General features: G+C 34.8%; 13 protein-coding genes. 5 read left to right on the top strand and 8 right to left on the bottom strand.

Translation table 11 applies throughout. The features are described from left to right. Positions 1-202: 202 nt before the first annotated feature. Both rpsI and rplM read right to left on the bottom strand, forming a co-directional pair. Complete coding sequence (gene rpsI, locus H5V42_RS11385) at positions 203-589, bottom strand: 30S ribosomal protein S9 (RefSeq protein ID WP_185783292.1); 387 nt, start codon at positions 587-589, stop codon at positions 203-205. After that, positions 589-1,044, bottom strand: coding sequence for a 50S ribosomal protein L13 (rplM, locus tag H5V42_RS11380; RefSeq protein ID WP_185783291.1), 456 nt, complete (start codon positions 1,042-1,044; stop codon positions 589-591). Before rplM ends, rpsI begins: the two co-directional genes overlap by 1 nt. A 248-nt stretch (positions 1,045-1,292) precedes the next feature. Between rplM and H5V42_RS11375 the strand changes: the two genes are divergently transcribed. Further along, positions 1,293-3,980 (top strand): DUF5916 domain-containing protein, encoded by a 2,688-nt coding sequence (locus tag H5V42_RS11375; protein ID WP_185783290.1) that lies wholly within the window; start codon positions 1,293-1,295, stop codon positions 3,978-3,980. Positions 3,981-4,043: 63 nt separating this feature from the next. Continuing rightward, the gene (locus H5V42_RS11370) at positions 4,044-4,520 is read left to right on the top strand and encodes a DUF5004 domain-containing protein (protein ID WP_185783289.1); all 477 of its coding nucleotides are present in this window, start codon (positions 4,044-4,046) and stop codon (positions 4,518-4,520) included. Positions 4,521-4,522: 2 nt separating this feature from the next. Here the strand turns inward: H5V42_RS11370 and hisC are convergent, their stop codons facing one another. From hisC to hppD, 5 genes are all read right to left on the bottom strand, one after another. Further along, complete coding sequence (gene hisC, locus H5V42_RS11365; RefSeq protein WP_185783288.1) at positions 4,523-5,614, bottom strand: histidinol-phosphate transaminase; 1,092 nt, start codon at positions 5,612-5,614, stop codon at positions 4,523-4,525. Next, positions 5,614-6,489, bottom strand: coding sequence for a flavin reductase (locus H5V42_RS11360; RefSeq protein ID WP_185783287.1), 876 nt, complete (start codon positions 6,487-6,489; stop codon positions 5,614-5,616). The genes hisC and H5V42_RS11360 overlap by 1 nt, the downstream gene beginning before the upstream one ends. Positions 6,490-6,497: 8 nt before the next feature. Next, positions 6,498-7,703 (bottom strand): fumarylacetoacetase, encoded by a 1,206-nt coding sequence (gene fahA / locus H5V42_RS11355; protein WP_185783286.1) that lies wholly within the window; start codon positions 7,701-7,703, stop codon positions 6,498-6,500. Between the two features lie 95 nt (positions 7,704-7,798). Beyond that, positions 7,799-8,956, bottom strand: a complete 1,158-nt coding sequence (locus tag H5V42_RS11350) for a homogentisate 1,2-dioxygenase (RefSeq protein WP_185783285.1) — start codon at positions 8,954-8,956, stop codon at positions 7,799-7,801. An 80-nt stretch (positions 8,957-9,036) separates the two neighbouring features. Further along, positions 9,037-10,167 carry a 4-hydroxyphenylpyruvate dioxygenase gene (gene hppD / locus H5V42_RS11345; RefSeq protein ID WP_185783284.1) on the bottom strand — a complete coding sequence of 377 codons (1,131 nt, stop codon included), beginning with the start codon at positions 10,165-10,167 and terminating at the stop codon, positions 9,037-9,039. Positions 10,168-10,302: 135 nt separating this feature from the next. Between hppD and H5V42_RS11340 the strand changes: the two genes are divergently transcribed. Next, on the top strand, positions 10,303-10,746 hold the full coding sequence (locus H5V42_RS11340) for a MarR family winged helix-turn-helix transcriptional regulator (protein WP_185783283.1): 444 nt from the start codon (positions 10,303-10,305) through the stop codon (positions 10,744-10,746). A gap of 3 nt (positions 10,747-10,749) precedes the next feature. On the opposite strand, the gene H5V42_RS11335 is transcribed toward H5V42_RS11340, so the two are convergent. After that, the gene (locus H5V42_RS11335; protein ID WP_185783282.1) at positions 10,750-11,733 is read right to left on the bottom strand and encodes an alpha/beta hydrolase; all 984 of its coding nucleotides are present in this window, start codon (positions 11,731-11,733) and stop codon (positions 10,750-10,752) included. A 146-nt stretch (positions 11,734-11,879) separates the two neighbouring features. On the opposite strand from H5V42_RS11335, the gene H5V42_RS11330 reads away from it, so the two are divergent. Further along, positions 11,880-13,013, top strand: coding sequence for a DUF4249 domain-containing protein (locus tag H5V42_RS11330; protein ID WP_185783281.1), 1,134 nt, complete (start codon positions 11,880-11,882; stop codon positions 13,011-13,013). Further along, a complete protein-coding gene (locus H5V42_RS11325; protein ID WP_185783280.1) occupies positions 12,998-15,442 on the top strand; it encodes a TonB-dependent receptor in 2,445 nt (814 codons plus the stop codon). The genes H5V42_RS11330 and H5V42_RS11325 overlap by 16 nt, the downstream gene beginning before the upstream one ends. Positions 15,443-15,475: the final 33 nt, after the last annotated feature.

The raw sequence follows: 15,475 nt of genomic DNA, 5'->3' as shown, positions 1-15,475 counted from the left end.
TTCCGTTGAGATAGCAATAAAAAGGTGGTCAATATGTAAATATTTCGCCCTTTCTATTTAGATGCTAAACTAATTTCAAAAAAGTTGTTATGTTCTTTTTTGAAACAACGACAACTTGATTTAATAAATGCCACTCAATTTTAAGTGGACTTTCAATGAACTTATAGTAAAAAAGATACGCCGAAGCGTATCTTGTAAATTTTTAACGTTTAGAGAACTGAAATTTCTTTCTAGCTTTCTTCTGACCAAACTTCTTACGTTCAACCATTCTTGGGTCACGAGTTAAAAGACCTTCTGGTTTTAAAACTAAACGATTTTCCTCGTCAATCTCACACATTACTCTAGACAATGCTAAACGCACTGCTTCAGCTTGTCCTGTGATACCACCACCGTAAACATTTACACTAACATCGTAGTTGTTTTCAGTACCAGTTAAGGTAAAAGGCTGCTTAACTTTGTATTGTAATGGACCAGTAGTAAAGTACTCTTCTAGTTTTCTTTTGTTTACTGTAATCTCACCATTTCCTTGAGAAACATAAACCCTAGCAACTGCGGTCTTTCTTCTTCCTATTTTGTGAATTACTTCCATTATTTGTAATCGTTTAAATTAATGGCTTTTGGCTGTTGAGCTTCCTGACCGTGCTCTGATCCAGCATATACTTTTAAATTTCTAAAGAGGTCAGCACCTAATTTGTTTTTAGGTAACATACCTTTTACTGACTTTTCTACAAGACGCTCAGGATGCTTTGCTAGCATATCTGTTGCAGAAACAATTCTTTGACCACCTGGGTAACCAGTATAACGTTGGTATTCTTTTGAATTCCATTTGTTACCTGTCAACGTAACCTTTTCGGCATTAATTACAACAACATTATCACCACAATCAACATGCGGTGTATAGTTGGTTTTGTGTTTTCCTCTCAACAACTTGGCAACTTTAGATGCCAATCTTCCTAAGGTCTGTCCTTCTGCATCTACCAATAACCATTCTTTATTAACGGTTGCTTTGCTGGCAGAAATTGTTTTATAACTTAATGTATCCACGTCCTAAATGATTATAGAAAATTGTCCGCTTTCGACAAACGGGGTGCAAATGTACAATTATTCAATTGAATTACAAATGGTTGTTTATTTTATTTTTAATTCGATTTAAATTGATTTTCTGCAACTAGGTATTACTGTTAATGTATTGTTAAAAAGATGGCTTTGATCTACTAAACTGTAACTATTAAAATTAACTATCGTCTTTCAAACAACTCATCAATTAACAATCAATCAAAAAACGAACAGTAATGTTTAAAACACTGCCAAACTTTCTATTTATACTTCTCTTTTCTTATTTAAGTTTTGCACAAGATAGTGTGGAACCAAAACATATTACAACAACAGAAGAAAATATTGAGGAAGAAGTCACTAAAAAAATTTATGTGACTAACCCTATTGATGATATTATACCCATTATAGACGGTAAGTTAGATGACCCAGCTTGGAATCTTGTAGAATGGGCTGGTGATTATATTGAAAATCAACCAGACGAAAATACACCACCTACGCATCAAACCAGATTTAAAATTGTGTATGATGATAAGAACTTATATATAGGTGTACGATGTTTTGATACGGAACCAGATAAAATTGTTCGTAGATTATCTCGTAGAGATGGTTTTGATGGTGATTGGGTTGAATTTAATATTGATAGCTATTTTGATAAACGAACAGCTTTCTCTTTTACGGTAACAGCAGCTGGGGTAAAGGGTGATGAATTTGTTTCTGATAATGGTAATAATTGGGATTCTAGTTGGAATCCCATTTGGTATACCAAAACCAATCTTGATGATAAAGGTTGGACAGCTGAACTTAGAATACCCCTTTCACAATTAAAATTTGGAGATGCCGAAGAACAAGTGTGGGGTTTACAATCTACACGAAGATTTTTTAGAGAAGAAGAACGTTCTTTATGGCAACGTAAACCGGTAGATCAACCTGGTTGGGTAAGTGAGTTTGGTGAACTTCATGGTTTAAAAAATATTGAACCTCAAAAACAGTTAGAAATTCAACCCTATACGGTGGCTAAAGGTGTTACCTACGAGGCCGAAGATGGTAATCCGTTTAGGGATGGAAATGATACTGATATTACAGTAGGCTTAGATGCAAAAATTGGAATTACAAATGATTTAACTCTAGATTTAACGGTTAATCCTGATTTTGGCCAAGTTGAGGCTGACCCGTCAGCCATTGCCCTAGATGGATTTCAAATATTTTTTAGAGAGCAGCGACCGTTTTTTGTTGAAAATAAAAACATTTTTGATTTTACTTTGTCCCAATCTGAAGCAGGAAATACCTTTGGGTCTGATAATATTTTTTACTCGCGTAGAATAGGGCGAAATCCTAGCGGTTTTCCTTCTGTTGCTGATAACGAATTTGTTAATCAACCAGAAAACACCCCAATTATAGGTGCTGCCAAGTTTAGTGGTAAAACCAAAAATGGTTGGGCTATTGGTGTATTAGAAAGTGTTACCGCAAGAAGATTTGCTGATATTAGGGATAATCAGGGTAATGAACGTAGTGAACAAGTAGAGCCGCTTACCAATTATTTTGTTGGTCGTTTGCAAAAAGATTTTAATGACCGTAATTCCTATATTGGGGGTATGGTTACTGCGGTGAATCGTGACGCTTTAACTGAGCAATTAAGTTTTTTACATCGTTCAGCATACTCTGGTGGGTTCGATTTTAAACACCAATGGAATAATAGAGATTGGTACGTTGGTGGTAATATTAATTGGAGCCATGTAAAAGGCTCAGAAGAGGCCATACAGCGTACACAAGAATCTATAACCCATTTGTTTCAAAGAGAAGGTGCAGATTATTTAGAGGTTGACCCAAATAGAACTTCCATGACAGGTACAGGTGGTAACCTTCAAATTGGAAAAGTAGGTGATGGTCACTTTATGTTTGAATCTGGTGGTACATGGCGTTCGCCAGAATTGGAGTTAAATGATATTGGTTTTCAAAGACAGTCAGATGATATAAGACATTATACCTGGGCTGGGTATAGAACTTTAAAGCCCGATAGTACTTTTAGAAGAATTGGTATAAATTATAACCATTGGTCTGCATGGGATTTTGGTGGAAATCATAATTACTTACAATTGAATACAAACAGTTGGCAGAATTGGAAAAATAACTGGTTTACCAACTTTGGGTTTAATTATGCCCCAATACAATACTCAAATTTTGCTTTAAGAGGTGGACCAAGATTACGAAGTTCTCCATGGATTAGTTTCTGGAATGGTATTAATACAGATAATAGAAAAAAGATTCGCTTTAATGTTTTTCATAATGGTAGAAAGGCTATAGATAATTCTATAAGAACCTATTACATTGAAGCTGGTTTTACGTATCAGCCATTTAACGAGCTTCGTATTTCTGCTTATCCTTCTTATAATACTAATAATGATAAGCTTCAATTCGTTGATAATTTACTGGTCGACGGTAATCCAGTGTATTTAAATGGTGAAATTGAACAACGCACATTAAGCATGTCTTTTCGTTTAAACTATACCATAAATCCTAATCTTACTGTACAGTATTGGGGACAACCATTTATTTCTAGAGGACGATACGCTAATTTTAAAAGTATCACTGATCCTGTTGCTAAACAATTTGAAAATCGTTTTGAATCCTATGAGGGCAATCAAATCAATTTAACAGATGGTACGTATTCAGTAGACGAAAATTTAGATGGTAATGTGGATTTTACTTTTGGGAATCCAGATTTTAATTTTGTGCAGTTTAGGTCAAATCTTGTGGTTCGCTGGGAATATATTCCGGGCTCTGAAATATTCTTGGTTTGGTCACAAGATGTGTCGCAATCTGCCGACCCAACAGCCGGTTTGTTTACCAGTTTAAACGATAATATTTTTGGCCAAAAGCCTCAAAACATCTTTCTTGTAAAAGCAACTTATCGATTTGTTTTCTAGAAACAACCTCATACTGGTATTTTAATTCTCTTTTTTTGTTTCTTTAATCAAAAATTAGCGGAAATGAAAAACTTTTGGATACTACCTCTCTTAATGCTATTAGTTGGTGCTTGTTCATCAAGCTCAGATGATGAAGGCGAAGAAATAGATAATGAGCCTAATTTAGTAGGAACATGGGACGCAACATCATTACAAACTACAACAGCATTTGATTTAAATGGAGATGGAAATAGTTCTTCAGATGTATTTGAAGAACTACCTTGCTTTACATCTTCAATTACTTTTGAAGCAGACGGAAGTTATACAGCAACATCTTCTGATATTGTTTTTACGGGTTCCAGTTTAAGTGATATTGTGGCAGACTGTGATGGTATGTTAACAGAAAATGGTACCTACGTTTTTGTAAATAATTCATTGACACTAGATTCTGAAGAGGATGAACCATCTACGGCAGACGTAGTTTTAGAAGGTGATATGCTTACGGTTTCTCAAGTGGACCCTGATTTTGGTCCTGTAACTTTAGTATTGGAAAAAAGATAAGCTTAAATTTCTTTTAGCGCTTTAACCAGAGCTCGATTAGCTTCTTTAGTACCAATAGTAATTCTAACCTTTCCTGGAGCCCCAAATTGAGAAACGGGTCTAACCATAATACCCTTTTCCATAAGCTTATTTGTAAATTCCATTTCTGGTAATGGAGGATTAATAATAAAAAAGTTAGCTTGTGTAGGCCAATACGTTATACCCAATTCATTAAAAGATGCTGCTAAATAGGCTCTTCCTTCCAAAACAGTTTTTACGGTATTTTCAATAAAAATAGTGTCATTTAATGCACCTATTGCGGCTTCGATAGAAGTTATAGGCATTAAAAAAGGCTTGTGAATTAAGCGTAAGTAATTGGCTATAGTGGCAGTGGTATAACCGTAACCAATGCGTAAGCCAGCTAAACCATATGTTTTTGAAAAGCTATTCAAACCTAATACACTGTAATCTTGTTTAACGTAATGTAGTGCACTTACGTAATCTTTAGCATCTGCAAAATGACGGTATACTTCATCAATTACGACTAAAATTCTTTTTGGAACGCGATTAAAAAAGTCATCTAAAACAGGTTTAGGAATGTACGTACCCGTAGGGTTATTTGGAGTAGTTAAGAATATTACTTTTGTTTTTTTGGTGATTGCATTTAAAATTCCTTCAACGTCTAAATCATAATTTGGGGCTAATAAAGGAATATCTATTTGCTTAGCGCCATACCATCTAGAGAAAACAGCATAAGGTAAAAAACAAGGGTTCGAGAAAATAACTTCATCGCCTTCGTTTATAAAAGCTCTAAGAAGCATGTCTATAACCTCCGAGCCGCTATTTCCTGTGATAAATTGGTCTGCTGCTAATTCATTATTGAAATCTTTAACCAATGCCTCTCTTAGTCTTATGTCAGTTTGGTCAGGATACAAATTAATAGTATCAATAACAGCTTTTGCTGCTTCAATGGCTTTGGGTGAAGCTCCTAACGGATTTTCATTGGAAGATAACTTATATATTTTTTGAGTGCTTGCTGGAATATTCTTACCGCCTTTGTAAACCTCTTTGGGTTGTAAAAAAGATTTGAAGCTAGATGTAATATCTTGGTTCATTAGTTTTTTGTTTCAGCATGTATTAATAAAGCTAAAGCTGTTTTAGTATCACCTTTTAGCAAGATTTCTTGAGCAATTTTGTGAAGCTCTTGTTTTGATGTTATGTCTTTATATGGCAAAAGTGCTGCTATTTCAGCAATGGTTTCTGTAGAAGGCAAGGCTTCAATATTACCCAGCCTACCTAAATTATTACCAGTTAAGATTTCACTTTCTCTTATGCCTTTGGGTAGCGCGTCAACGCCAATACCTTTGGTGCGTAGGGGTTTAGGAATTTCAAAAAGTGCTTCATTATTGGCTTTTACATACCAACTACCACCCATTCTGCCCACCAAATCGAGTTTTTTGGTGTCTAATACGCCATCTGTAAAATAAGTCTCGTTAATATGAATTCGCTCTACTTTGGTAATAATAAGATTACCCGCGCCTGGCGTGTCAGCCAATTCTATAACTTGAGAGACTGAGCATTCAAAAGAAACAGGTGATTCTTTTACCCTTGGTGGTTTTATCAATTCTGATGGAACTTCTGTAAATCCAGCTTTCTCAAATTCGTTTATACCTTTATCATAAGCAGTGCTAGATAATGACATTTGTTCTACCATAGCATAATTAACCACGTTGATTACTACCTCTGGAACTTCTTTGATGTTAAGATAGGTGTGCTTAAAAGAACCATCTCTACCGCTGCGCGAAGGTGAAAATATCATTACCGGAGGTGCGGAGCTAAAAACATTGAAAAAGCTATACGGGCTCAAATTAACGTTACCATTTTTATCTACAGTACTTGCAAAACAAATAGGTCTTGGTGCAACCGCTGTTAATAAAATACTATGTAGTTCTGGTTGAGATATTGCAGAAGGGTCAATACTTTTTGTCATTACAAATTTTATTTTGCGGGTAGTACTTTCGTTGATACTTCTCCGAACCCAACTCGTTTTCCGTCTTTTTCAGCGTAACCTGTCATGGTAACGGTATCTCCGTCATTAATAAATTTGCGTTCGGTGCCATCATTAAGTTGTACGGGTTTGGTGCCCATCCAAGCCAATTCTAACATAGAGCCGTAGCTATTTTCATTCTTACCAGAAATAGTGCCAGAGGCCATCATATCTCCAATATGTACATTACAACCATTTACCGTATGGTGCGCAAGTTGTTGGGCCATATTCCAATACATGTATTTAAAATTTGATTGGCAAACTTTAGTGTCGTTGATAGCAACCTCTAGATTTATATCGTAGTTTTTTTCTCCTTCGTATGCTAAATAGGGTAGTACTTTGGGTTCTTGTTTTGGCCCAGCTACTTTAAAAGGTTCTAAAGCATCTAAGGTTACAATCCAAGGTGAAATTGAAGAGGCAAAGTTTTTGGCTAAAAATGGGCCTAAGGGTACATACTCCCATTTTTGAATATCTCTTGCAGACCAGTCATTAAAAAGTACCAAACCAAAAATATAGTCATTAGCTTGATTAGTTGAAATAGTATCGCCCATGTTGGTATTTTTACCCACTACGAACCCCATCTCTAATTCAAAATCTAGCCGTTGAGAAGGTCCAAAAACAGGTTCTGAGCTGTTTTTAGGTAGCGTTTGGCCTTTAGGTCTATGTATGGCTTTGCCGCTTACTACAATTGAACTAGCCCTGCCATGATAACCCACAGGAATGTGTTTCCAGTTGGGTAATAAAGCGTTTTCTGGATCTCTAAACATTTTACCAACATTAGTGGCGTGTTCAATGCTAGAATAAAAGTCGGTATAATCGCCAATGCATACAGGCAAATGCATTTGTGCTTCTGCTTGTTTTACAAAAAGCTCAGATTTGTTTGCTAAGGGTGAATTATCATCTTGTAGCCAATGTTGAATGTTGGTTCTAACCTCTGAGGTTACACTTTTACCTAGTGCAATAAAATCATTTAAATCAGCCCTATTTAAAACTTCAGCTTCAAAATTAAAAACACCTAATTTATGCACTTCGGCGAGGTCTAAAATGTGTTCTCCAATGGCAACACCTGCACGTTTGCTTCTGTTTTTTGTTGAAAAAATTCCAAAAGGAATATTATGTATTGAGAAATCTGAATTTTCTGGTACGTTTATTATCATTTATAAGATTTTACTATTCCTGCGTAGGCAAGAATCTTTAAATTTTTAATTTGATTTCAGTACTTATTGATAAGGGGAAATGATTTAGTTACTTTCTATTCTACCCAAGATTTATAATATTTACCGTCATCAATTTTCAGTGCATTTTCTGTTACCATTAAAGGTTTAAAAGTGTCAATCATAACGGCTAATTCTTCGGTACCTTTTTTACCAATGCTGGCCTCGTAGGTTCCAGGATGTGGACCATGAGGAATACCAGCTGGGTGTAAAGAAATATAACCAGGACCAATACCCGTTCTGCTCATAAAATCTCCGTCTACGTAATACAATACCTCGTCTGAATCAATATTAGAATGATTGTAAGGTGCCGGTATTGCTTTTGGATGGTAATCGTACAATCTTGGACAAAACGAACAAATAACGAAAGCACTAGTTTCAAAAGTTTGATGTACTGGTGGTGGTTGGTGTACCCGACCTGTAATGGGTTCAAAATTATGTATTGAAAATCCATATGGGTAATTATAACCATCCCAACCTACAACATCAAAAGGATGCGTAGCATAGGTTAAACTATGTAGCATACCTTGCTTTTTTATTTTGATTAAAAAATCACCTTTTTCATCATGGGCTTTTAGATTTTGAGGTAATTTATAATCACGTTCACAGAATGGAGAATGTTCTAAAAGTTGTCCAAACCAATTTCGATAGCGTTTTGGCGTGTAAATTGGTTGAAAAGATTCGGCATACAAAATTCTATTGTCTTGGCTATCAAATGCTATTTGATAAATCATTCCACGTGGAATGATTAAGTAATCACCATATTCAAAAGGAATATCCCCTAAAAAAGTTTTTAATGTTCCACTGCCTTTGTGAATAAAAAGCATTTCATCAGCATCAGAATTCTTATAAAAATATTCGGTCAGCGATTTTTTTGGTGCTGCTAAGCCAATATGAACATCACTATTTACTAATAAGGGTTCTCTAGATTCTAAAAAATCGTTTTTTGGTGCAATATCAAAACCTATTAATTTACGAGAAGCTATATTTTTAGCTACTGCGATTTTTGGATTTAGGTCTATGGGATTGCCAATTTCTTTGACCTGTGTGGGTCTATGTACATGGTACAATAAAGATGACATGCCATCAAAACCAATAGTACCAAATAACTGCTCATAATACAAACCGCCATCTGGTTTCTCAAATTGTGTGTGCCGCTTTTGAGGTAGTGTACCTAATTTATGATAGATAGGCATATGCTAAATTTTAATGATTAAGGTAAGGCTAACAATTGAATTATGTTCATTCAATCGTTAGCTCTATTTTACTCGTACTATTAATGTAAGGTGCCTCTTAGTTCTTGCTCACGCTCAATGGCTTCAAAAAGTGCTTTAAAGTTTCCTTTTCCAAAAGACTGAGCTCCTTTACGCTGAATAATTTCAAAAAACATAGTTGGCCTTGGCTCAACTGGCTTAGTAAATATTTGAAGTAAATACCCTTCATCATCTCTATCAACTAAAATACCTAGTTCTTGTAATGGTGCAATATCTTCATCAATCTCTCCAACACGGTCAGAAACCACATCGTAATAAGTACTTGGAACTTGTAAAAACTCTACACCTCTACTGCGTAAATCACGAACTGTTTTTATTATATCATCTGTAGCTACCGCAATGTGCTGAACACCTTCGCCTTCATAAAAATCTAAGTATTCTTCTACTTGTGATTTTTTCTTGCCTTCTGCTGGTTCGTTAATTGGGAATTTAATTCTACCGTTGCCATTACTCATTACTTTACTCATTAATGCAGTGTATTCTGTGGAAATATCATTGTCATCAAATGAAAGAATGTTCTTAAAACCCATTACGTTTTCATAAAACTCAACCCAGTGGTTCATTTTATTCCAACCTACATTACCTACCATGTGGTCTACAAATTTTAATCCTGTTGGCGCAGGATTGTAATCTGGAGTTTCCCATTTTATAAAACCTGGTAAGAAAGTACCATTATAATTTCTGCGTTCTACGAAGATATGCACCGTTTCACCGTAAGTGTAGATGCCAGCACGTACCACTTCTCCATCATTGTCTTTTTCTAGGGTAGGTTCCATATACGATTTAGCTCCTCTTTCCATTGCGGTATTATAAGCCGTTGTTGCATCTTCTACCCATAGTGCGACTACCTTTACGCCATCTCCATGCTTGTCTATATGTTTACCAATTTCAGTACCGCTTTTTAAAGGAGTGGTTAAAACAAGTCTAATTTTGTCTTGAATAACAACATAACTTTCACGGTCTTTTAAGCCGGTTCGTAAACCTGCGTAAGCATACGATTGAAAACCAAACGCGGTCTTGTAATAATGAGCTGCTTGTTTAGAATTGCCTACATAAAGCTCAATATAATCAGTGCCATTTATGGGCATAAAATCTTGAGCTTCTTTTGTCTCAGTTAATGTGGAAGTATTCATGCTATTATCTTAGTTTAGTTAAAATTGTTGCTAATGCAACAAAAATAATAAATATTTGTTTTCGATAACGTTTTCGAAAGCGAATTTTAAGTTAATTATGATATATTAAGCCATTGTTGATTTTAGGTTATTGGTATGCTCAATAAAATTGATGAAATACAGGGGATAGGGTTACATTTAGACTTAGTACTACGTAAAATACAAGATGCTTATTTGCGCCTGTTTTTAAGTTTAGATGTAGATATGACTATAGAACAATGGGTGATTTTACATCAGGTTTATGTGTTGGGCGATGAAGCTTCTCAACGTGAAATTGTACAATCTAATTTTAGAAATAGAGCTACTATTTCACGCGTTATAGGAAAGCTAGAGAAAAAAGGCTGGTTAACTAAATCTAGGTTTGAAGGTGACTTAAAACGATTTAAACTAGAGTTAACCCAATCTGGACAAGAAGTAATTGATTTAGTGTTACCTCATGGAAAAGAACTTAGAAAACTTGCCGTTAAGAATATTCAAAAAGAAGACTTTGATACCTTTTTAAAAGTTTTAGACCAAGTAGGTGATAATTATTTGGAATAGTAATTACTGTTGCTCAAACAAAAAAGCACGTAATTCTTCTAAGCAGTTGCTACACTCACCTACAACATTATGAGAACCGTTAGGTATAGTAATTAATTTATTAGTTACACCCACTTCATTGGCTCTGTCGTGTATGAGTTTGGAACCTTCAGTTTGAATGCCACTTTCATCAGCTTCACCTCTTTCATATGGCACCGTATCATCAGCTGTGCCGTGAGCACTAAATATAGGCGCTTCATTTTCATCTAACAAAGAAGAATTTGCTAAAGCTCCAGCAAAATTAAAAACTGCTTTTACGGGAAAAGCGGAACCTGAATTTCCTGAATTACCTTCTAATCCTCCATTTTCATTGAAGTAGGTTAAAATTGGCATGCCTGCAATTTCAGCCAGCTCTTGACCACTTTCTACATAGCCGTAATGCAATGCTAGAAAGGCACCAGCAGATGTACCACCAATAGTTATTTGGTTTGAATCAATTCTGAATTCATCTTTTCTTTCTTTTAAAAAACGAACTGCCGCTTTCATATCATTCACAGCATCTATTAGTCCTGTAAGCATTACAGCGCTATTGGCTTGTGAATTGGCTAATCTATAATTTATTGAAGCTACAGTATACCCCGATTTGCAAAATAAAGGCGCTAAAAAAACGCCCTCCTCTTTATCACCTCTTATAAGACCCCCTCCATGTGCAAATACTATTAATGGTCTAGCAGTTTCTATGTCGCCTTCTGGTTCATAAAAATCTAGACGTAACGTTTCTTCTTCATTATCTGCATTAACTACCGTGGCAAATTCAATATCTGTGGTCACCGTATAATCATCAAAAACTTCAGAAATGTAACGTTCTCCGTTGGGATTTGCGATTTCTTCTGTATTTTCAGAAGAATTTGGAGTTGCTTCTTCAGCAGCAATTTCATTATCGCTGGAACAGTTCATTAAACCAGATAGTGCAAGAAATAACCACAAAAAGGTTACATTAATTTTCATGTTGGTAAGGTACTATTTTTCTATTAGTGTAAATACAATTCTCAGTTAAGTTTAGTGCTTAGGACTTGGCTTTAGCGCTATTTATTTATGAGTTGTTAAAAAACTATACCAACTAATTGATTATCTTGTTACTGACCAATCAAAAAATGAAAAATACTTTCCTAATATTTTTATTGCCTATTCTATTTTGGCAATGCGTAGAACCCGTACCGCCTGAATTTGAGTTAGTGCCGGGTCTTGTTTTTGTGGAAGGTATTATTTCAACGGAACCTGGTGCCTCTTTTGTTTCAATTAATGAATCTGCTATTGAATTTGGGGTATATAGAGTAAACTTTGTTCAAGGGGCTAGAGTTACTGTGGAAAATGTATCCACTGGTGCCACACAAGAATTAAATGAAATTAAAGAATCTTATCTGTTGCCAAGAGATTTTGCAGTAAACGTGGGCGAACAATATAGAATTAGAATTTTAATGCCAAATGGTAAAACCTATGAATCAAAAGTAGAGACTGTTAGAGAAGTGGTACCCATTAGCGAAATTTCTGTTAATTACAATCCGGAATTAGAGTTTAGAGAAACTATTTTTGGACCAAGTTTTGTGCCTGGTCATCGTATCCAGGCTACTTTTACAGACCCGCCTTCTGAGGGTAATAATTACTATCTAACATTTAGAACATTTGAAAATTTAGAGATTTGTGAACGTTGTTTTGAAGGGTATTACAGAGATGAAGAATGCCAACGACTTCCTCAAAACTTAGCTGGTTTAGCTCCTTATTATGACTATCCCTGTGAATCTCAATGCTGGCGAATTAGATACCCTGAAAACGTTTCTATTTTACAAGATGAATTTGTGAATGGAAATGAAATTCAAAATTTTATTGTTGGTAATGCCTTGTTATACACCAAACAAGATATGGTTGTTGAGGTTAATTTATATACCATTAATTCTTCTGCCTATAGGTATTATAAAACACTTAAAGACTTGGTTGAAAATAATAGAGGGGTAAATGCACCACCGGCAGCACCTCTTTTGGGTAATATGTTCAATCCAAATGACGATGAAGATTTTGTTTTTGGTAGATTTACTGCGGTTGCCACCTCACAACGGTATTTATTTGTGGATAGGACAGAAATAGAAGAAAATCAATTAGAAACCACCTATCCATTAAGTATAGAACCAACACTAATGTCACCTTTACCTCCGCCGCCTACAATAAGCGCTCTATGCTCAGAATCTAAATATAGAACCGCAATAGCACCACCAGAATGGCAAGACAATTAGTACTTAGTATAAAACCTACATTTTATAAAATAGTAGTTTTACTATTGCTAGTGATATCTGGCACTTCTTGGTCACAAGAAAGTAAAAAATTTACTTTGATTATTAGTGTTTTTGATGAAGCTAGAAGAATACCACTGCAAGATGCGCAAGTGGCCATTACCCCATGTAATTGTGGAGGTGTAACTAAAAAAAATGGACAGTTCTCAAAGGTATTAGATGCTGATAATTATGTAATTGTTATTTCTTATTTGGGGTACAAAGAAGAAACACTTCAAGTTGATTTAAATGATAATAAATTCTTTCGGATTTCACTTAAAGAACAAGAAGAAGAATTATCGGAAGTAGTTTTAACGGCTCGTAATGTAACCGAACGTATAGAGAGACCTCAAATGGGGGTAGTACAATTAAGTTCCAAGGAACTTAAAAAAATTCCTGCAGCACTAGGAGAGTTGGATGTTTTAAGAGGAATGACTTTACTTGCGGGAGTTAATAATGCTGGAGAAATTAGTAACGGACTTTCAATTCGAGGAGGTTCTTTAGACCAAAATTTAATTTTATATGATTATGCACCTGTTTTTAATCCCACTCATTTATTTGGTCTTTTTTCGGTATTTACTCCAGACATGGTTTCTTCCGTTGATTTGTATAGGGCAAATATTCCGGCTAGATATGGAGGTCGTGTAGCATCAGTTTTAGATGTAAAGGTTAAAAGTCCTTATGTAGATAAAACAAGAATTACTGGTGGTATAGGATTAGTTTCTAGTAGACTCATGGTCGAAACTCCTTTAATAAAAGAAAAATTGCTGCTTTCTGTGGGTGGTAGGGTAGGTTTTACAGATTTTTTGCTACCTATTTTTTCAGAACGATTAAAGGATACTAAGGCGAGATTCTATGATAGTACCTTAAAACTTTTATACTTACCAACAGAAAATGACCAATTGTATTTGACAGGTTTTCTAAGTAAAGATTTTTATCAAATTGATTTGGTGTCTAAAGTTGAAAATATCAATGCTGAGAATAATCAATATGATTTTTTAACTCTTAATGGAACATTGGGTTGGATTCATTCTTTTTCGGATGAGGCTAATTTAAAAACAGTTTTGGTTCACTCCGATTATAAACCAAAAACTATATTCCCCGAAGTTGGTAATGATAACAAAGTGCAATTTGAATCTAATATTAAATATTCAAGCTTACTTTCAGAATATGCTAACCAAGTAAATGATAATTTTAGTTATTATGGAGGATTACAAATTAATAATTACAAAATATTTCCAGGAACTTTAAATCCTGGTTTAGGTAATTCAATAAATCCTGTGAGTTTAACTCCAGAGAATAGTTTTGAAATTTCTGGTTTTGTAAATACTGAGTTTAAACCGTTTTCAAATTTGTCACTTTCTGTAGGAGCGCGTTACACTCATTTTCAACTTAATGGTCCGTTTGAACAAGCTATTTATAATGAAACAGGTGAAAATCAGGTGAGCACAATAAGCTTTGAAAGTGGTGAAAAAGTTAACTCTTATGGAGGGTTTGAGCCGAGGTTAGGCTTAAGTTATACCTTTAATGAAACATCATCAATTAAAGCAAGTTATGCACGAATCTTTCAATATTTACAGAATGTGTATAATACGACCACACCTTTACCAACTTCTAGATGGAAAACAACAGACCCATACGTTAGACCACAAGAGAGTGATAATTATGGACTAGGAATTTATAAGAGTTATGATGATGGTAATATTGAAATAGGTATTGAAGGTTATTATAGGGCAATTAGAAATAATCTAACCTATAAGCCTGGTGCAGATTTCTTTTTACAAGAATTTTTAGAACAAGATGTAGTTCAAGGTGACGGTAAAGCTTACGGTATTGAATTTAGCTTAAATAAACCACTAGGTAGGTTTAATGGATGGTTTAATTATACTTGGTCTAGAAGTTTTATGCGTTCAGAAAATGAAAGCCTAGTAAATAGAATAAATAATAATCAATGGTATCCATCTGATTTTGACCGACCACATGTGTTAAATGCTACTATGAATTATGAAGGAGAGAAATTTCATACTTGGAGCTTTAATTTTACATATCAGACAGGTAGACCCTATACTGCACCAAATAGTATTTTTAGTATTGATGATATTGATGTGCCTATTTTCATTGAAAGAAATAATGCTAGATTAAGGCCATATCATCGTTTAGATTTATCATGGAAAATTAAATACAGCAAAAAATTAAAGAAAAGATGGGTGGGGGATTGGACTTTTACCGTGTACAATCTCTACGGAAGAAAAAACCCTTTTAATCTGTATTATGCACAAAGGCAAGCCAATGTGGATTCTGATGTCTTTTTGGGGAGTCCGCTAGGTACTTATGAATTAGCTTTAATGAATAGTCCATTGTTCTCATTAACTTATAATTTTGTATTTGAGTGATTGATGTCTTCTGTTGAATACACAACAATATCT

It is taken from the genome of Croceivirga lutea (assembly GCF_014235875.1).
GTDB classification, from domain to species: domain Bacteria; phylum Bacteroidota; class Bacteroidia; order Flavobacteriales; family Flavobacteriaceae; genus Croceivirga; species Croceivirga lutea.
Note: the sequence above shows the minus strand (reverse complement) of the source record. Positions and strands in the feature narration are given on the sequence as shown.